At 72.1% G+C, this 21065-nt stretch carries 16 protein-coding genes; 3 read left to right on the top strand and 13 right to left on the bottom strand.

Features of this window, described 5'->3' with window-relative positions; genetic code table 11:
* The first annotated feature begins 367 nt into the window (after positions 1 to 367).
* Positions 368 to 559 carry a hypothetical protein gene (locus ETD96_RS12200; protein WP_138636430.1) on the top strand — a complete coding sequence of 64 codons (192 nt, stop codon included), beginning with the start codon at positions 368 to 370 and terminating at the stop codon, positions 557 to 559.
* Positions 559 to 1770, top strand: a complete 1212-nt coding sequence (locus ETD96_RS12195) for an FxsB family cyclophane-forming radical SAM/SPASM peptide maturase (protein WP_138636429.1) — start codon at positions 559 to 561, stop codon at positions 1768 to 1770. The genes ETD96_RS12200 and ETD96_RS12195 overlap by 1 nt, the downstream gene beginning before the upstream one ends.
* Before the next feature lie 18 nt (positions 1771 to 1788).
* On the opposite strand, the gene fxsT (ETD96_RS12190) is transcribed toward ETD96_RS12195, so the two are convergent.
* The 6 genes from fxsT (ETD96_RS12190) to ETD96_RS12165 all read right to left on the bottom strand — a co-directional run bounded on the left by fxsT (ETD96_RS12190) (position 1789) and on the right by ETD96_RS12165 (position 12588).
* Positions 1789 to 5958: an FxSxx-COOH system tetratricopeptide repeat protein gene (gene fxsT, locus ETD96_RS12190; protein ID WP_138636428.1), complete on the bottom strand. Its 4170-nt coding sequence runs from the start codon at positions 5956 to 5958 to the stop codon at positions 1789 to 1791.
* Complete coding sequence (locus ETD96_RS12185; protein ID WP_138636427.1) at positions 5955 to 6977, bottom strand: AAA family ATPase; 1023 nt, start codon at positions 6975 to 6977, stop codon at positions 5955 to 5957. Before ETD96_RS12185 ends, fxsT (ETD96_RS12190) begins: the two co-directional genes overlap by 4 nt.
* Positions 6978 to 7003: 26 nt before the next feature.
* Complete coding sequence (locus tag ETD96_RS12180) at positions 7004 to 8482, bottom strand: VMAP-C domain-containing protein (protein ID WP_138636426.1); 1479 nt, start codon at positions 8480 to 8482, stop codon at positions 7004 to 7006.
* A gap of 190 nt (positions 8483 to 8672) precedes the next feature.
* Positions 8673 to 10133, bottom strand: a complete 1461-nt coding sequence (locus ETD96_RS12175) for an MFS transporter (protein ID WP_171068990.1) — start codon at positions 10131 to 10133, stop codon at positions 8673 to 8675.
* A gap of 379 nt (positions 10134 to 10512) precedes the next feature.
* Entirely contained in the window at positions 10513 to 12189 is a 1677-nt protein-coding gene (locus tag ETD96_RS12170) for an nSTAND1 domain-containing NTPase (protein WP_138636424.1), read from the bottom strand.
* Between the two features lie 198 nt (positions 12190 to 12387).
* Positions 12388 to 12588 (bottom strand): hypothetical protein, encoded by a 201-nt coding sequence (locus ETD96_RS12165; protein WP_138636423.1) that lies wholly within the window; start codon positions 12586 to 12588, stop codon positions 12388 to 12390.
* 297 nt (positions 12589 to 12885) lie between these two features.
* On the opposite strand from ETD96_RS12165, the gene fxsT (ETD96_RS12160) reads away from it, so the two are divergent.
* Positions 12886 to 15417 (top strand): FxSxx-COOH system tetratricopeptide repeat protein, encoded by a 2532-nt coding sequence (gene fxsT / locus ETD96_RS12160; RefSeq protein WP_138636422.1) that lies wholly within the window; start codon positions 12886 to 12888, stop codon positions 15415 to 15417.
* Here the strand turns inward: fxsT (ETD96_RS12160) and ETD96_RS12155 are convergent.
* The 7 genes from ETD96_RS12155 to ETD96_RS12125 all read right to left on the bottom strand — a co-directional run.
* Positions 15414 to 16655, bottom strand: coding sequence for an FxsB family cyclophane-forming radical SAM/SPASM peptide maturase (locus ETD96_RS12155; protein ID WP_240807550.1), 1242 nt, complete (start codon positions 16653 to 16655; stop codon positions 15414 to 15416). The two genes, fxsT (ETD96_RS12160) and ETD96_RS12155, sit on opposite strands and share 4 nt — an antisense overlap.
* Before the next feature lie 72 nt (positions 16656 to 16727).
* Positions 16728 to 17243: a GNAT family N-acetyltransferase gene (locus ETD96_RS12150; RefSeq protein WP_240807548.1), complete on the bottom strand. Its 516-nt coding sequence runs from the start codon at positions 17241 to 17243 to the stop codon at positions 16728 to 16730.
* A gap of 46 nt (positions 17244 to 17289) precedes the next feature.
* A complete protein-coding gene (locus ETD96_RS12145; RefSeq protein ID WP_138636421.1) occupies positions 17290 to 17622 on the bottom strand; it encodes a DUF3140 domain-containing protein in 333 nt (110 codons plus the stop codon).
* A gap of 86 nt (positions 17623 to 17708) precedes the next feature.
* Entirely contained in the window at positions 17709 to 19145 is a 1437-nt protein-coding gene (locus tag ETD96_RS12140) for an FAD-dependent oxidoreductase (protein WP_138636420.1), read from the bottom strand.
* The gene (locus tag ETD96_RS12135; protein ID WP_171068989.1) at positions 19142 to 19936 is read right to left on the bottom strand and encodes an alpha/beta fold hydrolase; all 795 of its coding nucleotides are present in this window, start codon (positions 19934 to 19936) and stop codon (positions 19142 to 19144) included. Before ETD96_RS12135 ends, ETD96_RS12140 begins: the two co-directional genes overlap by 4 nt.
* Positions 19936 to 20784: a cupin domain-containing protein gene (locus ETD96_RS12130; RefSeq protein ID WP_138636418.1), complete on the bottom strand. Its 849-nt coding sequence runs from the start codon at positions 20782 to 20784 to the stop codon at positions 19936 to 19938. Before ETD96_RS12130 ends, ETD96_RS12135 begins: the two co-directional genes overlap by 1 nt.
* A gap of 2 nt (positions 20785 to 20786) precedes the next feature.
* Positions 20787 to 21065, bottom strand: a 279-nt coding sequence (locus ETD96_RS12125) for a hypothetical protein (RefSeq protein ID WP_205719226.1), incomplete at its 5' end; no start/stop codon positions are given.

Raw genomic sequence — 21065 nt, 5'->3', positions numbered from 1 at the left:
GTGGTCGCTGCCGACTCCACTGTGCAACCCTCGACCGACTCCGGCAAGCGGAGTGTGTCAACGGACACATTCAGCCCCGCCGTCCCAGGAAGTGCCGCATATCCGGCGCATGCGGTGATGGACGGGAGAACAAGCGCCGCCGGAACGCGTTTCGGCGAAGCGTTCCGGTCCGCACCTCCGAAGAACCGTCGGCCGACCGGACGGCGCAAAGAAATCCACGGCGCGTCTTCTTCGAGATTCGCGCGCGGGACGCCGCCGGGTCCATATGATCGTCGCGTCGCGGCTAGTCTGGTGCTCCTGAGCCCACAGAGGGAGCGCGACGCATTTCCGATTCGCGGGACAAGCGGGAAAAGAAGGGGAGACGGCCGTGCGGGTCACTCATGGCAGGGCATCAGAGTCCGGCGGCCTCACAGGCCCCTTCTGGACGCCTCCCACCCGCCGCGAACTCGACGCCTCGACGGCGTCCGAGGGAACGGTCCTGAACTCCGCGCTGCGGCGCGCCCAGGACGAGTCGCGCGACCCGCGCCGTGTCTGGGCGGGTTTCGACAACCGCGTCTGATGCCCGCGGCCGGAACCGGCGAATGGCCGTTTCACGGCCTCGACATTCCCGCGCTCGCGGCCGGCGGATGGCGGCCCGTGCCGTTCTCCGAGTTCGTTCTCAAGATCCACGGCCGCTGCAATCTGGCCTGCGATTACTGCTACGTCTACGAGAGCGCCGACCAATCTTGGCGGGACCGTCCCGCGGCGATGCCCGCCGAAGTGCTCGATGCCGCGGCGGCGCGGGTGTCCGAGCACGTCCGGGCCCACGCGCTGCCCAGGGTGGCGATCGTCCTGCACGGCGGCGAGCCGCTGCTGGCGGGGCGGGCGGCCGTCGCGGCGGCGGTGGCGCGGTTCCGCACGGCCCTGCCGTCGTCCTGCGACGTCGAGGTGAGCATCCAGACGAACGGGGTGCTGCTCACCGACGCGATGCTGGCGATGCTCGACGAGCACGACGTGGGCGTATCGGTCAGCCTCGACGGCGACCGCGAGGGCCACGACCGGCACCGGCTCCGTGCCAACGGCCGCGGGAGCCACGCCGAGGTGATGCGCGGGCTGAACCGCCTCGCGGGCGCGCACCGGCGGCTCTACCGGGGGCTCCTCTGCACGGTCGACCTCGACAACGATCCGATACGGACGTACGAGGCCCTCCTTGAGACGGGTCCGCCGCGCGTCGACTTCCTGCTCCCCCACGGGACGTGGGCCGCCCCGCCGCCCCGCCGTCCCGTGGACGGCGGCGGCACCCCCTACGCCGACTGGCTCATCGCGGTGTTCGACCGCTGGTACCGGGCGCCGCGCAAGGAGACCGGCGTCCGGCTGTTCGAAGAGATCATGAACGTGCTGCTCGGCGGGCAGAGCCGGAGCGAGAACGTCGGGCTGTCCCCGGTCGCCATGCTCGTCGTCGACACCGACGGCACGCTCCAGCAGGTCGACTCGCTGAAGACGTCCTATGCGGGCGCGCCCGAGACGGGCCTCACCGTCTTCGATCACCCCCTCGACGACGCGCTGTGGCATCCCGGCGTGGTCGCCCGGCAGATCGGCCGCGCGGCCCTGCCCGGCACCTGCGCGGGGTGCGCGGTCCGCGACGTCTGCGGCGGCGGCGCCTACGCGCACCGCTACCGGGAGGGCCGCGGCTACCTCAACCCCTCCGTGTACTGCCCCGACCTGCTGAAACTGATCGGCCACATCGGGCGGACCGTCCAGCGCGACCTCGCCCTCGCGGGCAGCCGCTGACGACCGGCCCGGCCGGCGTCACAAGGCGGTGGGCTCGATGTCGCATTCGAGGAGTTCGCCGCGCTCGGCCGCGCGCACGTCCGGATGGCCCGCGCCGAGCACCCGCGCCAGCAGGGCCAGGGCCGGGGCGATGTCGTGCTCCTCGCCCATGGCGGCCCGCGCGCGCTCCAGGTTGAGCGCGGCGGCGAGCGCGTACGGATGCCGCTCGCCGAGGGAGGCGATCATCTTGCCCCGCACGTCGGTCAGCAGCCGGGCCGCGGCCTCCAACTCACCCAGCAGGTAGTAGTCGTTGGCCAGCCCGACCGTGGCGCACAGCGCGTAATAGTGGTGGGGCCCCAGGATCCCGGCCTCAAGGCTCGACAGCGCCGCCCGGTCGGCCTCCTGCGCCGCGTACACCTCCGCCAGCCGGCGCAGGACGACCGCCCGGTCGATCGCGCAGACCAGGGCGAACGGGTGGGCCTCCCCCATCTGCCGGCGGTACCCGTCCAGCGCCTCGTCGATGAGCGGCAGCGCCTCGGCGGGACGGCCGATCGCGCTGGTGGTCAGCGCCAGGCAGACCTTGCTGGCCAGCGTGCTCGGATGCTCCTCCCGGAACCGGCGGACATGGGCGGCGAGCGTCTCGGCGGCCAGCCGGTGCGCCTCCTCGTGGCGTCCGAGCTTCCGCAGCGTGCCCGCATGCGTGATCTTCGCCTGCAGCACCATCGCGTGCCCCGGGCCGAGGACCGGCCGCGGGTTGGCGAGGTTGTCGGCCTGCATCTCGTGGGCCTCGCCGTACCGCCCCAGCGCGTGCAGGTCCAGCGCGAGGTGGTGGTTGATGCGGAACTGCTGCCGGTACGGCTGCCCCGGCTTCCGCAGGCCCTGCCACACCTCCAGGTCGATCTCGTACGCCTGCTGGAACTCGCCCAGGATCCGCAGGTCGATGGCGAGGTTCGTGGCCGACAGCTGCGTGTTGGGGTTGTCCTGCGCGAACAGCCGGCCCATGCGCCGCCAGGCGTCGAGATCGACCTCGTAGGCGCGGCGGAACTCGCCGCGGAAGCGCAGGTCGGCGCCGAATCCGGCGGCGGCGAACAGGGTCTGGATGTGGTCGGCCCCGAACTTGTGCCGCGTCCGGGCGAGGTTCTCCTCGCTGAGGTCGGCGGCCGCCCGGTTGTCGCCCAGGCCGCGCAGGGCGTTGGCGAGGACGCGGGACACGTCCAGGACCGCGTCGTCGTCGGCGCCGTACCGCTCCAGCCAGCGGTCCAGCGCGATCTCCGCCAGCCGCCGGCTGCCCTCGTACTCCCCCGACATGTTGAGGAACTTCGCCTGGTCGATGCCGACGAGCCGGATGCCGTACTCGTCCGCCTCGAACACCCCGGACGGGACGACATGGGGCGTGATCTCGGCCCGGCGCTCCCAGGTGGACTCCACCTCCGGCGGGTCGTCGGGCGTCGCCGCGGCCAGCACCGCGTGCACCTGGTCCCGGACGCGGCGCCGCCCGTCCTCGCCGAGCCGGTCGTTCAGTATGGCGCGGACGAGCCGGTGCACCTGGAGCGCCGCCGACTCCTCGTCGAAGCGGGCGAGGGAGAACCGCGCGATCGCGCGCATCGCGTCCCGCAGCCGGGTCTCGTCCGCCAGCAGCCCGGCGAGTTCGGCGGGCAGCGCCGCCGACCCGCCCGCGGCGAGCAGCCCGCAGGGCACCGGCTCGGGGCCGAAGACGGCCCACAGCTCCAGCAGCGCCCAGGCGACGGGCGCCTTCTCCCGGAGGAGGTCGAGGTTCAGGCTCACCCCGGCCGCCAGCGACACCGGGAAGTCGTCGCCGGACGGGGCCGCCGCGACGATCTCGGTGAGGCGGCGGTCGAACAGCCGCAGGTAGTCCTCCACGGTGCCGTCGGTGACGGCCTGCCACGCCGCGGCCTGGTGCACCGCCAGGGGAAGGTCGCCGACGCGTTCGGAGAGCAGGTCGGCCTCCGCCTCCGTCAGGCGCGGCACCAGGCGCCGCAGCAGCGCGATGCTCTCCGGCCGCTCGAAGACGTCGACGTCGACCACGGACGCGTGCCGCTCCCAGCGGCGGTCCCGCGAGGTCACCAGCACGTGGCGGCCGGGGCCGAGGACCTGACCGGGCTCGCCGAGCGCCGCCGGGGTCAGCGGGACGACCTGCTCGGGATCCTGCGCGTTGTCGTAGATCAGCAGCCAGCGGCCGTAGGGCCGGCCGTCGCGCAGCGCCCGCAGGACGTCGTCCACGGTCTCCTTGATGTCGTCGCTCATCGGCATGTCGAGCTGGCGGGCCAGCAGCGCGAGGGCCGCGCGCGCCGACGTCGTCTGCTCGGCCGGGATCCACCACACCAGGTCGTAGTCGCCGTCGTGGCGGTAGGCGTACTCCACCGCGAGGTTCGACTTGCCCTCGCCGCCCATGGCGAACTCCGAACGCGGCAGGAGGGCCGCGGCGCCGTCGTGCAGCGCGGTCCGCACCGCCGTGAGCAGCCGGTCGCGTCCGACGAAGTCGGGGTTGCGGCCGGGCAGCCACCGGCGCGGCGCCGGCGCCGGCTCTGCCCTCGCGGGCGTGCCCGGCAGCGTGCCGCGCGGCGCCGCGGCGTCGGCGTCAGGGCCCGGACCGGTGAGCGTGTCGGGTGCGGTGCCGCCGCTCGCCAGTTGCTTCGCCATCTGCCGGTACGGCCCGCCGAGGCCCGCGAGCGCCTGGGCCGCGACCTGTGCGAACGGCAGCTCCGGCGGGAGCTGCGCCTCGCCCCGGCCCACGGCGGCGAGCAGGGCGGGGAAGTCCAGGGACGAGCCGATGCGGTCGCGGACGACGCCCCACACCGCGCGCAGCACCTGGTACACCTCGCGCCTGCGCAGTCCTTGCAGCAGGATCTCCCGGACCCCGTCGTGGAACTCGTAGGCGATCTCCTCCTCGCCCCCGCCGGACGGACGCTCCACCATCCGCAGCAGGCCGCTGAGGAACACCTCGGCCAGGTCGGCGGACGTGGACTCCGGCAGCATCGCCCGCTGGACGAGCCGCATCACGGGCAGCCGCAGCGGCGCCGCCGCGAGGAACGTCGCCAGCCGGAACGCCGCCGGTGAGGAGGACGCCCGGAACTGCTTGACCCGCATCTCCGGGGACAGGGCGCCGCCGTCGGCCTCGGCGGGCGGCGGATGCGCCACCGCCCGTCCGGTGAACACGGCGGCGCCCATGACGTCCCGGCCGCCGCGGGCGACCATGCCGGCCCACGACCGCAGCCACCGCTCGCTCAGCTCGACGACCGGGACGGCGATGCCGAGGGGCCGGTCGTCGGACGGCCGTAGCGGCGGCAGCGCCACGGTGAGCCGCTCGTTGGCGACCGCCGGGCCGGACGCGCCGAACCGCACCGGCTCGATGGCCGCCGCGGTCCGCCACCAGAGCCGCTGCGGCAGCGGCTGGACGATCGCGACGGTGCCGGCGCGCCCCCACCGGTCGAGCAGCGCGGCGGCCCGGCCGTCCTGCCAGGCCGCGCCGATGCAGTCGCTGACGACCAGGATGAGGCGCCGGTGCGTCGGGTCGACGAGCTCGTCCGGGTCGCGCTCGGCGCCGGGGCCGAAGGCGGAGCCGGTGCGCAGCGACAGCCGGCGCGCGCCGGTGTCCAGGTACCAGGTCCGCATGTCGCGGAACGCGCCGAGCTGCTGCAGCAGCAGCCTCAGCTCGTCCACCGTCTGCCGCCACACGACCATCGACGGGCCGACGTCCGCGACGAGGGCCAGGTCGTGGCGCCGCTCCTGCGCCGGCACCATGACGGGCTCGCACACCCCGGTCTCGGCGATGCGCTGCGCGGTCGCCGCCTCGTCGAGGTGCCGCCGGGTCAGCGACGGCACGGTCGCGCGCAGCGGACGCAGGGCCCGCGAGAGCGGCAACGTGCCCGTGATGGCCGGCATGGCGGGCATGCGGACGGGGAACGCGGTCGCGGGCACGTCCTGCCCGGCGAGGTAGAGACCGGCCTCGGCCGCGCGCGGCGGTGCGGGCTCCCGCCCGGGCGGCGCGGGCGGCTCCGGCGGCGGGGCGGGCGGCGGCGCCGGGCCGGGCCGGTCGCCGCCGTCCGGCTCGCCGGACCCGTCCGCCGCCAGATGGGTCGTGCCCTCGTGCGTCCGGAACCAGTCGGCGAGCCACAGCGCGTCCGCCGTCTCCTCGGCCGTGGGCGGCGGGGCGAGCCCGGCCAGCGCCTCGACGAGCCGCTCGATCATCCCGCGCCGGGCCTCTCGATGGGCCGCAGCACGGTGTTGAGGATCTCCTTCAGCTTGGTCTCGGGCGGCCTGCTCCCCGACGTGGCGAGGTACACGGCGTTGAGGAGCTGGTCGGTGGCGAGCGCCCCGTCGACGCGGCGGGCGAGGAACTCCTCGATGAGCCCGTCGCTGGCGTCCCGCGCCTCGGGGCCCAGATGCGCCTCGATGATCTCCGCGAGCCGGTCCCGGTCGGGCGGCTCGATCCCCAGCCGGACGCACCGGCGCAGGAACGCGGGCGGGAACTCGCGCTCCCCGTTGCTGGTGATGATGACGATGGGGAACTGCCCGCACCGCACCTCGCCCCGGTCGATCGGCACGCGCTCGCCGCCGTCGGCGGTCATCACGTGGATGCGGGCCTGCTCCTCGGGCAGCCGCTGCAGCTCCAGGATGCTGAACCGGCCCTCCTCGAAGACGTTGAGCAGGTCGTTCGGCAGGTCGATGTTGCTCTTGTCGAGCTCGTCGATGAGCAGGACGCGGGGCAGGTCGCCCGGCAGCAGCGCGGTGCCGAGCGGCCCGAGCCGGATATAGCGGCCGATGTCGGGCGGCTCGGCGGCGTCCCCCCGGCCGCCCGTGCCGCGCAGGCTGCTCTCGTGCAGCCGGCCGATCGCGTCGTAGTCGTACAGCCCGTTCTGCAGCGTCGTCGTGCTGGTGATCGACCAGTACAGGACGGAGCCGAGCCCGAGCTCGTAGGCGACGTTGTAGGCGAGCGTGGACTTGCCCGACCCCGGCTTGCCCGTCACCAGCAGCGGGCGCCGCAGCAGGACGGCCGCGTTGACCTTGTCGACCACCGACTCGTCCGGCCGGTAGGAGACCGCCTGCTGCAGGTCCCGCTGCCTTCGTCCGCCGGCCGCGTCCTCCGGGCTGAAACGGCGCCACGGCGGGGGCGGCGGGAGCCGCCGCACCCGGTCGTGCGGCCGGCTGTCGCCCCGGTAGATGCGCCAGTCACCGTCGAGGCCGCTGGTCTCTGGTTCTGTCGTCATGGACGCCTTCCGGGGGGAGGAGAGGGCTATGCGGGTGGCCGGAGCCGCACGTACGGCTCCGGGATGCGGTCGGCATCGTCGAACACGAGCGTCAGGTGCAGGCCGAGATGGCCGGTGGCGTCGGAGCCGCTCGCCAGCGCCTGCCGGCGCAGCTCCATAGTCCGGCGCGGAAGCTTCATCAGGTCCGCCGCGAGCAGCTCCTTGACCTCCCGGGCGAACTGGGCGGGGTAGCGCCCGTCCCGGCACCAGGCGACGACGGGGATGCCGGCGACCAGCCCGACCCAGTGCTCGTCCGCCTCGCCGCTCTCGCCGCCCCACGGCGGGAAGGCCAGCGCGAGGACGGCCGTGGACTCCGTGGAGAGCCGCGAGAACAGCTCCTCCTTGTCGTACTCGCCGGCCCGCGCCACGAGGCAGACCGGCGGATCGACCGAATGGCCGGACAGCCAGTCCCACTTGTGCCGCCAGTCGTGGTGGACGGCGGCGTGCCGCATCCGGTCGAGGCTCCGCACGACCACCGGGTACCGGATCCCGACGCGGTGCTCGAACCCGGCGATATTGATCTTGGCCTGCTCGACCGGGTGGTCCAGCAGCGCGCGGGGCAGGATGAACTCGATGGTGAGGTCGGGTCCGCGCCGCCCGATCACCGAGCTCTCCGCGGTGAGCAGCCGTTCGAGCAACTCGGGGATCCGGCTGAGCGGCAGTGCCTCGTCGCTGCCGTACAGCGTGCTGCCGGGCTCGCGTCCCACCTGGAGCCACGCGGTGACGAGATACCGGTCCGCCTCCAGCGCGTCGGGCGCGCACTCGATGACCAGGTAGTTCTCGGCCGGCTCCGGCGGCCCGCCGCGCACCGCCGCGGGACCTCCGCCGCCCCACTGCAGCGCGGCGCGGTCAAGGCCCTGCGCCTCGACCTGCCGGCGCACCCAGTCACGAAAGGCGCCCGCCGTCGGATACCCCGCGTACTCAGCTAAATCGTTCACGAACACAAGCAGCGGCGGGATGCCGTCCGGCCCGGCAGGCATCTCCTCTAACAGGGCGACGACGTCATGCAGGCTGCGAACCTCACGCTCAAGCGACGGCCAAGCGGGGCCGACCGCCCGCCGGTACAGCATCGGGAACCGTCCGAGATGCGTCAGCCCCGGATCGGTCCGCTCCAGCGACGTGATCAGCTCGTGCAGTTCGCGCCGCTCGGCCTGGTCGAGCCACGGCTCCGGCAGCAGCTCGGCGACGAGCTCCCCGAGCGCCCGGACCGACAGGCTGGCCGGATAGAACGTCTCCAGGATCCGCACCAGGGCCTGCGCCGCACCGGGATAGGTGAGCAGCGCGTCGACCAGCGCCCACACGTCGAGCATGTCCTTGTCGTGGTGGACGTAGTCCAGCCGGTGCCCGAGATCGCGCTCCAGCGCCTGCACATGGACGGCACGCTCGCGCTGGACGCTCATCGCGTCGATGCGACGGATCGCCTCGACGAGCCGATGCTGATCATCGACGTTCAGCGACGTGATCAAACGCTCCGCCTCCGACCGAAGGATGGCGGCGGAGAATGCCGCCAAGTTCGACGCTGGAAGCGTACCTCCGCACCATGCACCGCAAGGGCGCCGTTACACCCGATCCCAAGCGACCGGAATAGGCCGCCACCAATGTGTCATCTCACACAGTTCGAATGGCGCCGACGTGATGAGGAGGTGTTGTCGGAGATCACGGCCGGACGGCGGGCATCTCGACCGGAAGTCCATGCGTTCCGCCCAGGGGCACCGGCCGGCCGCCGATCGGCGCCTTTCCTCCGGACTCCGCGGCGGCACTTGTCACCCGGTCCGGCGGGGAAGGAACCTCGGGCCGCCGTTCGGTGTTCCGTTCCGCGCTTCGTGCCGCGTCGCGGGCCGGAACGCGGGCCGGATCGCGCACCAGGACGAGGACGGCGGCCACGATGCCGGCGAACGCCGCCGCGACGAGAACCGCCGTGAGCCGGGTCCCGAACGCGGTGATGACGTAGCCGCCCGCGAAGGCCCCGATCGTCACCGCACCGGTCGTGAGGAACTGGCTGACGCCCTCCACCCGGCCCAGCACTTCGGTGGGGATGACCCTGCTCTGGTGCACGGCCAGCGCGACATTAATGTACGCCCCCATGAAACTGCAGACGCCCCACGCGGACATGCCGATCAGCGGATTCTGCGTACTGGCGACGATCAGCAGGAACGGCAGCCAGAAAATGACACAGTATTTGACCGTCGCGACGGGCTTGAGTCGGCGCACGACCGCCGGGGCGGTGAGGGCCCCGAAGAATCCGCTCACCCCCGACGTCGCCAGCATCGCGCCGATGACCGAGCCGGAGAGCCGCTGCCGCTCCGCCTCGACCACGAGCAGCAGGATGACGATCTGGAAGCCGATGTTCGCGATCGCGCAGACGAGCAGCGAAATAAAGAGGAAGCGGTCCTGATAGATGCGCAGGAAACCCTCTCTTGCGGAAATCAGCATCCCGCGTTTCGACATCTTCGGCGCCTCCTCCGGCGCCGTGGTCGACTGGAGCAGTTTGGTCTTCAGCAGCAGCAGGGAGACGACGGAGACCAAGGAGGTCAGCGCGTCGAGTATGTAAGGGAAGGCGCGTCCGGCGGCGAACAGCACGCCGCCCACCGGCCGCCCGAGCACCAGCGCCAGATGGTGCCGGGCCTCGCTCTTGCCCATCGCGCTCTCGGCCTCGCCGTCCGGCACCACGAAGCGCACGGCGGCGAGTTCGGCGATCCGGAAGAAGACGGCGCACGTACCATCGATCACCGCCGCCACGACGAGCAGCGGCCAGGGCTCCGCGACGCTCACCAGCCCGATGACCAGCAGCACCGAGTTGACGACCCGCATCACCTGGCTGACCAGCATGATCCGGCGGCGGTCGTAGCGGTCCACGAGCAACCCGACCGGCACGTGCAGGAAGAGCCCGGGCAGCGTGCTCGCGGCGGCCACCCAGCCCGCCACGATCGGCGAGTCCGTCAGCGCCAGCGCCAGCAGCGGATTGGCGGCGGCCGCCCCCAGCGTGCCCAGTTGCGAAAGTGCGGACCCGCTCAGTAATAGCCGAAAATCACGACGCCACGAGCCATTCTGCTGACCATTGTCCTCGGTCGCACCGCCACCATTTCGAGGACTCGATTCCGATGGGGTGGCGGTCACCTTCTGACCTCTCCTCATCTCGTACCGTGGTCACCACCCCAGCGCTCCTGTACCACTACGGTTCACCTTCGAAGTGCCCAGCCAAATAGGACACCATGGTCACATTGGACACAAGTTTCCGTCAGGAGTCGCCTAAATGCCGGTGCGCCGTCCTTTCGCGTCCGGGCCCGCGCGCGGGCCCGGACGCGAAAGGGATCCTAGCAGCCGACGCAATTGTCCGGTCACCGACTCGGGAGAGCGTCCAGCCCCCCCGCGTGGCCTCACCCTCGACATCGAATGCGACATAGGAAGATCGATGTCGAATATCGCCAATTGCCCGCAAAGGACGGCAATACTCCCACACGGAACATGGGGAAAGTGTGCCGCAAAGGCGACTTATCTACGCGATACCGGACACGTCCCGCTTGGCGGTCAGCGCCTCGCGGTTGGCGGTCAGCGCCTCGCGGTTGGTGCTGTCCCGGCCGAGGACGTCCTCGAACACGGCACGGGCCGCGCGAATCCTCCCGGAGCGCAAGAGCGCCTGCCCCAGGGCGGTCTGGATCGACAACTCGTGCGGCAGCCGTCCGGCCGCCGCCTGGAGGTCCCGGACGGCGGTGCCCGGGTCGCTCGCCAGCAAGATGCGACCGATTGCGGCCAGCAGCCAGCCGACGGCGGCGTTGTCCGGGACCGCCTCGGAGAACTCCGCCGCCTCCCGGTAATGGGCGACCGCCGTCTCGGCGTCCCCGCGTTCGTAGGCGATGTCGCCGAGGAAGGTCGTCGCGGCGGCGAGCACCCTGAAGTCGCCCGCGCCGCAGGCGCGGACGGCCGCCTCCGCGTGCCGTCGCGCGAGTTCGGGGTCGCTGTCGGACAGCGCCCGGTGCGCCTGCGCCAGCCGGGCCGATGGGCCGGGCCGCCGGATGGGGACAGCGCTCTCGGGGAGCTGCTCCAGCGGCTCGATCAGCCGGGGGTGCTGCAGCTCGTAATAGTGTGCTCCGTCCCGGATCCGGGCCCGGATGAGATGGGCGTCCTGCACCGCGTCGACGACCGCGCCGGGCATGTCCGCGCAGGAGCCGGCCGCGGGAACGCCCGCGCGGCCGCGCGAGCCCCCGAACACGGACCGGAACCAGGAGAGCAACGTCCCCGCCGGAAGGCTCTGGTCGGCCGCGATCGTGGCGAGACTGTGCGCGCAGAAGTCCACCAGCACCCGGTCCACCTCGGTGCGCAGCCGCGCCGCGGGGATCTCCGGGACGGCCGCCGACTCCCCGGCGAGTCGCTCGCAGACCAGCCTGAGCAGTACGGGCTCGACGCGCGAGGTGGTCTGGACGCCGCCTGCCGCCCGCACGGTCCGGAGCTCCCGGACCAGCGCACCGGCGACGGCCGCGCCGGGCGGCCCGGTGACCCCGAGCGACACTGCGGCGGCCTCACGGGCCGCCTCGGGCGTGAGCGTCCCGAGTTCGTAGGTGGCCGGCGGGGCTTGACCGAGCCGGGCGGCGAGGTCGACGGCCTCGTCCACGGCATCGGAGCGCACCACGAGCATCAGGTGCAGGTCGGGCACCTCCTTCATGGCGGCCGCCAGCTCGTCCACGAAGTCGCGGCGGTCCCGCTCGTGCCGCCCGGAGGCGCGCAGCAGCGCCTCCGCCCCGTCGATGGCGCCGAGCAGGGGAAGCCGGTCGCCGAACCGGTCGATGCGGCGATGCCTGCGCAGGAAGGCACCGACCGTCACCTCGGAGATGTGGACCGGTGACGCACGGGTGTACCACGAGGCCAGCACGGCGAGCCGGAAGACGTTGCGCTCGGACAGCGCGGCCACGGGGAAGGGCGGCCGATGCGCGACATGGGCCACCGGCAGGACATCGGCACCGTCGTCCCTCAGGAACGGGACGATGCCCGCGCGCAGCAGTGAGGTCTTCCCGGCGCCGGCCATGCCGTGCATCACTACGAGGCGGTTCCGCGCCCACAACGCGGCCACGTCGGCCGTCTCCGCGCCCCTGCCGCCGAAGGCCGTCCGATCGGATTCGCCGAACGCGCGCTCGCCCAGGTGCGGGCCCGGCGGGCCGAGGGGAGACTGCGCGGTCATGGTTCCGTCCAATGAGCGGGCACCCGTTGCGGCATGGCGCCGATCGGCTCATTCGAGCCTAGCCGATCGCCGCTCGAAACGGCCTGGAATACCGGAACGGGCATGCGTCACCGGCATTCCGAAAATCGACGGCCGGTCGTCCGTTATTCGTCGTCGGCCCGCCCGCCGGCCGCCCTCACGTCCGGGAGCGGCAGCGCGTCACACCTCCGCCGGAACCCGCGCGGAGGCAATCGGCCGGTGATCGCACTCCTGGTCACAGATGTGCGCGCACTTGTTGTCGAATCTGCCCGGTGAACTGGGCCGGGCCAACTCCCGCCGCAGCCGCCGCAGACCGGGGTTGTCGGCCGAGGCGACCACGGATCGGACGTCGTCGGGGGAAATGACGAAGGAGTGCGGCATCTACCTCTCCCTGGTACGGGGCGCCGAGGCTCATCGATGGTCCATGCCCGGCCGCACGAAAGGCGGCCTCCCGCCCATGGTTACAGAAAGAGAGCACGGTGGCCAGACATAAATACGGCAATGATTCGGACGCGCCGAAACCAACAGGAAACACGTCCAGAACCAAAAGGCCGGTCAGTGTCACCTGACACATATCTAAATCGCCGACTTCAATATACTGTCCTGGTTGATGCAATTACTTGACGACGACGTGATGCAGCTTGCTCTACAGGCTCCAGCGTGACGCAAGGGGATCGAGTGATCAGTTCACAACCGGACCCGTCGCCCACCACTGAACGGATTCCCCAGGTCTGGGGCAAGGTCCCTCCCCGGAACAAGAACTTCACCGGCCGCACGGACCTCCTGGGCCGCCTGCGCGAAGGTCTGGCCAACCGGGTCACGGCGGTCGTGCCGCACGCCCTGCACGGCCTTGGCGGCGTTGGAAAGACCCAGATGGCGGTGGAGTACGCCTACCGCTACCGCTCCAGCTACGACCTCGTCTGGTGGATCCCGGCCGACCAGCCCGTCCTGATCCGCTCCTCGCTCGCGAGCCTGGCGCATCCGCTCGGCCTGCCCTCCGCCTCGGTCAGCGGAGTCGAGGACGCGGCCAACGCCGTGCTGGACGCGCTGCGCCGCGGCGAGCCCTACACCGACTGGCTGCTGATCTTCGACAACGCCGACGAGCCCGAGGAACTGATCGACATCCTCCCGCAGGGGCCGGGGCACGTCCTCATCACGTCCCGCAACCACCGCTGGGCGGGCATCGTCGACCCCGTCCAGATCGACGTGTTCACCCGCGAGGAGAGCGTCGAGTTCCTCACCAAGCGGGTGCCGCGAGGGATCAGCCGAGAGGACGCGGACCGGCTCGCCGAGGAGCTCGGGGACCTGCCGCTCGCGCTGGAGCAGGCGGGCGCCCTCCACGCCGAGACCGGCATCGCCGTGTCGGAGTACCTGAAGTTGCTGGCGCAGCGCACGAGCCAGCTCCTCTCCCACGGCAAGCCGACCGAGTACCCCGCCTCGATGACGGCGGCGTGGGGGCTCTCGGTCGCCAGTCTGGAGGAGAAGCTCCCCGAGGCGCTGATCCTCCTGCGGTACTGCGCGTTCTTCGGGCCGGAGCCGATTCCGCGGGACGCGTTCAGCAAGGTGATCCCCGGGCTGAGCACCGAGCTCTCGGCGCTGCTCGCGGACCCGATCCGGCTGGGCCGGGCCATCGGCGAGCTCGGCCGGTTCGCTCTCGCCAGGCTGGACCTGCCCGCCCGCACCATCCAGGTGCACCGGCTGATCCAGGCGCTCGTCCGCGACGAGCTGTCGGAGACGGAACAGCGCCGGCTCCGCCATGAGGTCCACTTGCTGCTGGCCGCCTACACCCCGGACGACCCGAACGACGCCAAGAACTGGTCCTTCTACCTGAACGCGCTCGGGCACGTCGGACCGGCCGAAGTCGCGCAGTGCCCGGACCCGGACGTCCGCAAGCTCGCGCTCAACATGATCACCTATTTGTACTCATCGGCCGACTACCCGTCCGCGCAGTCCTTCGTGGAGTCGTTCATCCGGGACTGGACGAAGGCATCCGGCCCCGAGCACCAGGACGTCCTGACGCTTCACGTCAACCTGGGCAACCTCCTGCGCGAGCTCGGCCAGTATCCGGAGGCCACCGAACGCAGCGCCCGGACGCTCGAAATGGTCGAGAAGGCCCTCCCGCCCGACCACGAGACGACGCTGCGCGCACTGCGCGGACGGGCCGCCGATCTGCGGGCGAGCGGAGACTTCCAGTCGGCGTACGAGATCGACGAGGAGGCTCTGCGCCGGTACAAGGCGAGGTTCGGGGAACAAGAGTGGAGCACTTGGCGTGCCGTCAACAGCGTGGCGCTCGACTACGGGCTCCGAAGCGACTACGCGGGAGCGCGCGCACTGCTTGAGCGAGTCCTCCGCGACATCCGTGCTGCGGGCGGCCAATCGAGCGACCCCGCGTCGTTCCTCAACATCTACACCGGCCTGGCGCGGACGGTCCGGCTGAGCGGCGACTACGCCGAGGCGTGTGATCTCGGTGAGGACGCCTACGCCTACGGGCTTGAGCAGTTGGGTCCCGAGCACGCGTGGACGCTGCGCGCCGGGAAGGACCTGTCCGTCGCCTGGCGGAGGGCGGGCGACTATGCGCGCTCCCTCGAACTCGCCGAGGAGATCCATCAGCGCTACGTGCGGATCTTCGGGCTCGACCATCCGGACACGCTGGCCGCCGCGACGTGCCTGGCGAACATCCGGCGCACGACGGCGCAGTTCCAGGAGGCCCTCATCCTCGCCGAGGACACGGTGCGCCGCTATCCGCGCGTCTACGCCCCTGAGCACCCCTACAACCACGCCTGCGCGGGGAACCTGGCCGTGCTGCGGCGGATCACGGGGGACCTGGAGGAGGCCAGGAAGCTCGACGAGCAGGCGCTGGCCGGCCTGGAGCTGAAGCTGGGACGGGACCACCACTACTCCCTCACCGTCGCCGTCAACCTGGCCAGTGACCTGGCCGACCTCGGCGAGGCCGAGTCGGCGTACCGGCTGGGCACTGGCAGCCTGCGGCGGCTCCGCGCGCTGCTGGGCGACAACCACCCGCTGACCCTGTCGGCGGCGGCGAACAGCATCGCCGATCTGCGGACCCTAGGCCGGGACGAGGAGGCCGCGGCCCTGTTCAGCGACACCGAGGAGCGGTACCGGCGCACCCTCACCCTGGAGCATCCCGACGCCCAGGTGTTCCTGGAGGGGCGCCGGCTGGACGCCGACTTCGACCCGCCGCCGATCTAGCCCGCGGCGACCGGGGCCACCGGGGTCACCGGTTCGGCGGCCAGTTCGCGGCCGACCACGTCCCGGATGTGGGTGATCAGCTTGAACAGGTCGCGGCAGTAGACCGAGGGGTTGCGGAAGCCGGTGCCCGACCGGTAGCGGTGCGGGTAGAGGCCGGCGCCGCAGACCTCGTGCGCCGGGCAGGCCAGGCACTGGGCCGACAGGGCGCGCCGGCCGATCTGCCGTGCGGCGACCGACGGCAGCGCCAGTACGGTGTCGAACGGGTCGCGGGAGACGTGCAGCCGGGTGTGCGCGGCGCCCTCGTAGGCCGATTTCAGCGAGTCGACCTGCTCGATCTCGCCGTTGGTCTCGACGACGACGACCGACACCGGGGACAGGCCGACGGCCTCGCTGCCCGACATACGGCCGAACAGCAGCCGGATGATCTCGCTGAAGAGCCGGATGCGCACGTCGGCGGCCTCCACGGCGTACCAGCGGTCGAAGATGGCGATGAGCCAGTCCCCGTAGGGGGTCGTCTCGTCCGGCGGGCGTCCGGGAGGGGGCGTGTCCCAGTTCCCGTGCGGGAGCAGGAAGTCCATCTCGGGCGGCGCGAAGTCGAGCAGGGACTCGTAGGTGGCGATGGGGTCGTTGCGCAGTTCGATCGTGCTCAGCAGCCCGCCGAACAGGTGCCGGTGCCGGGGGCCGGTGAGCCGCTGGAGCCCGGCCCGGACGGCCTGGTAGCTGCCGCGTCCGTCGGCCCGCCGCCGGTGCCGGTCGTGGCCCTCCTCGTCGCCGTCCACGCTCACGCCCACCGTGACGCCGTATTCGGCGAACAGGTCGAGGAACACCTCGTCGAGCAGGACGCCGTTGGTCTGGACGCTGAAGTCGACGCGCACGTCGGGGCCGACGGCGGCGATGACGGTCTCGATCGCATGGCGCAGATGTTCTGCGCCCGCTAAGAGCGGCTCACCGCCGTGCAGGACGACCTGGACCTCCGGTAACAGGTTCGTTCGGGCGTGCTCGGCGATGCGCTGCGCCGTCCAGTCCAGGACCTGCCGCGACATGCGCCGGGGCTGCCGCCGCCAGCCCTGGTCGGCCATCTCGTACATGTAGCAGTAGTCGCACGCGAGGTTGCACCTGCTGTGCACCTTGAGGATGAAGTCGCGGATCGGCGTGGGCCGCCAGCCGTCCTCAAGAAGGGCGCGGACGTCCAACGCGTCCGGCCACTCGATGCCGGGCTCGCCGCTGCGGACGCCCACCTGCTGACCCCCAATGAGATCAAGACACGGCGCTGCGCTTGATGTTTTGTGCTGTATGTCTATTTTGCAAGATCAATAAACATGGCGAGCCCAGCGTTCGTGATCTCGCCACACCCCGCCGATCTTGATGAACGCCGGCGAGACCCCCTCCTTGCGGAACCCGAGCCGCCTGACCAGCCGGATGGACGCGGTGTTCGCCGGCTGGATGTCGGCCTCCACCCGGTGCAGCCCCAGCTCGCCGAACGCGTAGTCGACCGCGAGCCCGACCCCCTCGGTCAGGTACCCCTGGCCCGCGTAGGGCAGGAAGGCCGCGTAGCCCAGCATTCCGCGCTGGTAGCAGTCGCGGACGATCCCGTTGATGTTCACGGTCCCGACCAGGTCGCCGCCGTCCCGCAGGCAGATCACCATCCCCACCGCGGCGGCGCCGTCGAACCGTCCGAGGTAGGACGCGAACTCCTCCGGCGACCCGGGCAGGGCGACCCACGGCCGGTGGAAGTCGGCGCTCGCCTTCGCCAGTTCCAGGAATCGCGCCTCGTCGTCCGCCCGCACCCGCCGCACGAGCACCCGGGCGCCCACCCCCAACTCCACGCCCGAAATCTACCGCTCGCCCCGGGACGCACGGCCGCGCGAGCCCTCACTTGAGCGGGTCGTGGCCCCAGTTCATCAGCGAGTAGCGCCACCTGGTGTCGGTGACGTCGCCGGACGGGCGCTGGGCGAGGTGCCGGTGGACGTACCCGGTGACCTTGCGCATGTGCGCGTAGTCCTGCTCGGTCAGGTCCGCCCTGCCGGTGCGGAGCAGCTCGACGATCCGGCGGCCGGACGCGTGGCCCGTCGACTCCCCGCCGCCGTCCTTCTGGCCGACCGACCGCGACTCCTCGGTCTCCAGCCAGCGCTCCAGTTCCTTGGGCGTCATGTTGACGGCCTCGCCGAACGCGGCCGCCACGCTCTCGTGGTCATCGCCGGTCATGCGGTGGCGGTACCCGCTGTCCCGCCTGGTAGTCGCGTCCTCGGCCGTCACCGGGAGAGCGCAGTGCAGGTAAGGCTTCCGCCGTGTCAGGCGCCGTTCGTGGCCAGTGCCTCCCCGTAGAGGAGTCCGAAGGTCATGGCGGGCGTCGCCATCATCCCGCCGCAGAACGACTTGCCCATGAGCTGGCCGGAGCCCAGCAGTTCGCCCGCCGCGCTGAGGTTCTCGAACGGCTCGCCCGCCTCGTCCAGGACCCGCAGGTCGGCGCCGACCGCGAGGCCGACCGTGCTCGTCACGGACGCGCCCTGGACGCGGATCGCGTAGAACGGCCCCTCCTCCAGCCGGACGGGCCGGTGCCGCCGCCCGAACGGGTCCGGCCCGCCGGAGTCGAGCGCCGCGTTGTAGTCGGCGACGGTGGCGGCGAGGGCGTCGGCCGGAAGCCCCGTCTTGGCGGCGAGCTCCGCGAGCGTGGGGGCGGCGGTGAACATGGGGTGGACGTCGAACAGGTCCAGCAGCTCGGCGTTCGTCCTCCCGGTGATCATCGGCGGGGAGTCCCGGAGGACCCGGGCGTCGAACACGACGTAGCGGCGCAGTTCCGGCTGCTCCAGCAGGGCGTGCTCGCGGGCGTCGACGCTCGGCTCGTCCTCGGCCACGAACCGGCGGCCCTCGGTGTTGACGTAGATCTCCCACGGCGCGCGGTCCTGCGGGTGGTGGACGTGGCGGAACTCCATCTTCGTGCCGAGCCCCGGACGGTCCATCACCACGCCGAAGGAGCAGAGGTAGTTCTCGTGGCCGCGCAGCGCCGCCCCGGCCCGGCGGGCGGCCTCCAGCCCGCCGCCGGTGCTGTGGGGGTAGGAGTTGCCGCCGTAGGCCGGGTGCCCGCTCAGTTCGCGGAACAGGTCGGGGTTCGAGTTGTAGCCGCCGGTCGCCAGCAGGACGGACGTCGCCGGGTAGGTGCGCTCCCCCTCCGGACCGGTCGCCGTCACGGCCGTCACCCGCCGCCCGGACAGGACGAGCCCCGTGAGCGCGGTGTTCAGCGACAGGGTGATGCGCCCCGCCGCGACCTGCGCGTCGAACGCCCTCCGCAGCACCCGCAGGATGGAGCGGCCGAACTCGGGGCCCCAGTAGTAGCGCGCCGCCGTGTACGGCTCGTGCGCGAACCCTTCGACGGGGTGGTCCGGCAGGAACTCCATGCCGTTCTCGGTCAGCCAGTCCAGTGTCCGGGCCGCGTTGTCGACGGCGAGCCGGACGAGAGTCGGGTCGGCCGTGTTGCGGCTGATGCGCATGATGTCGGCATAGTGCGCGTCCGGGGAGTCGGTGATGCCGCGGCGCCGCTGGAGCAGCGTCCCGGCGGCGCTGAGCTGCCCGGTCGCGACGTTCAGCGTTCCGCCGACCGTGCCGGCGGCGTCCAGGACGAGGACCGGCACCCCGCGCTCGGCGGCGGTGAGCGCGGCCATCATGCCGGCCGATCCCGCGCCGACGATGATCGCGGTCGGTGTGGTCGGCGGAGTCGGTGTCGCTGTCACAGGTTCCTCCGCAGGTCGGTCACGGCGGCCGCGAGCGGCGCCGGGTCCTCCGTGAGCACGAACGTGCCGCCGGGTATGCGCGCGACGGGCGCGTCCAGGATTTCGCCGACCTCGCCCGCCAGTTCCGACAGGGGGTCGCGGTCGGGCGCGACGACGACCGTGGGCCGCCCGGGGCGCCGTGCCGCGGCCAGGACGGCGGCCAGGTCGGCGTTCCACAGGGCCGCGTAGCCCTCGTACCAGACGCGCCCCGCCCGGACGCGGTCCGCGAAGGCGTCGAAGACCAGGTCGGGGTCGGCGTCGTCGGCGAACGCCCGCGCGATGAACCGCCACACGTCCGCGACGCCGTCGGGGGTGGCGGGGACCGGGTTCAGCCGCTCGAACTTCGACAGCCTCGTCCGCCAGTCGAAGTACGCCGGGTATCCGATGAGCCCGAGCCCGGCGACGTCGCCGGGGTGCTCGGCCGCCATGACCGCCGCCAGGGCCGCGCCGGTGTGGTGGCCGACGACGACCTTCGGCCCCGGACGCGCCTCCTGGACGGCGTCCCACAGCAGGCGGGCGTGTTCGGCGAGGCTCAGCGGCCGGGAAGTGGCGTCGGACTCGCCGAGGTTCAGCATGTCGGGCGCGACGCACGGCAGCGGCGCCAGGCTCCGCATCACCGGCAGCCACAGCCGCCCCGACGCGGGCACCTGGTGCAGCAGCAGGACGTCCGGGCCGTCACCGGGGGTCGTGCGCAGGTGCACGTAGCCTTCCGGCGTGGGGACGAGCCCGCGTTCCACCTTCGTTTCGGCCATCAAAAGCACAGGCAGCCGGGCTGCTCCGGAAGCGGTTCGGCACCGTGGACCGCGAGTTCGGGCGGCAGGATCGGCCGGTGCTCGGGCGTCCAGGTGAAGTCGACGTCGTGCTCGGTGTAGACGGTGCTGAGCGGGCCGCCCTTGGTGCGGAACAGCATGAGGTTGCCGGTCGGCGACCCGAACGGGCCGTGCCATTCCTCCGGCGGGCGCCAGAAGTAGCAGCCCGCGCGCATCAGCCCGAGGGGCCCGGCCAGCTCCCCGGCCAGCAGGTACATCTCCTCCACGACCGGGTGCTTCTCGGGCTTGCGGCCCGACCGCAGCGGCATCGTGCCGAGCAGCCACGTCTCCTCGCCGTCGACCGGGTCGCGGCGCAGGAACTTGCGCCCGGCGCCGGGCGGGAACGTCGGATGGAAGTTGCCGCCCCACTCGCCGGCGAACCCGTCGACCTTGGTGACCAGGCGGCGCTCGTCGAGCATCCCGGCCGGGGCGTCGCCCTCGCGCAGCCGCGGCTCCCCGGAGAAGAACGTCAGGACCACGGCGCCGGACCGGGACTCGACCCCGGACGTGACCGTCCCGGCGGGGAAATGCCCGTAGGAGTACTTGCCGTACTCGACGCCGGAGATCGTCAGCGCGCCGTGCAGGACCAGGAACTCCTCGTCCACCTCCATGTGGTGGACGCCCTCCCCGCGCGCGTACCCGGCCGGGTAGCGGACGAGGAGGCTGGACGCGCCGGACTCCTCGTCCAGGCTGAGCAGCTTGCTCTCCACCTCCGCGCCGCCGCGGCCGTACAGGCCGTCCTGCCAGGGCAGGGCCTGGGACTGGATGAACTCGATGAACGGGCGTCCCATGGTCACTTCCTCGTCTCGTCGGCGGGCGGCTCGTCGGCGGGCAGGGGTGCGCGGGCGTCGTCGCGCTCGGCGGCGACGGCGAGCAGCCGGGCGATCGACCGGTTCAGCTCCTCGGCCGGGTCGCCGCCGGACGGCATGCCCAGCCGCCGCTCCAGCTCGCGCACCCGGGCGCGCTCCTCGTGCAGCTGGCTCGCCAGCTCGAAGACCATGGCCGCGAGCTGGTCCAGCCTGTCTCTTATACAAATCTGACGCTGCCGACGACGGAGAGAGTGGAGATGGGG

Source organism: Actinomadura geliboluensis, from assembly GCF_005889745.1.
Lineage (GTDB): Bacteria > Actinomycetota > Actinomycetes > Streptosporangiales > Streptosporangiaceae > Spirillospora > Spirillospora geliboluensis.
The sequence above is the reverse complement of the archived record's forward strand: the minus strand, read 5'-3'. Positions and strand labels throughout refer to the sequence as shown.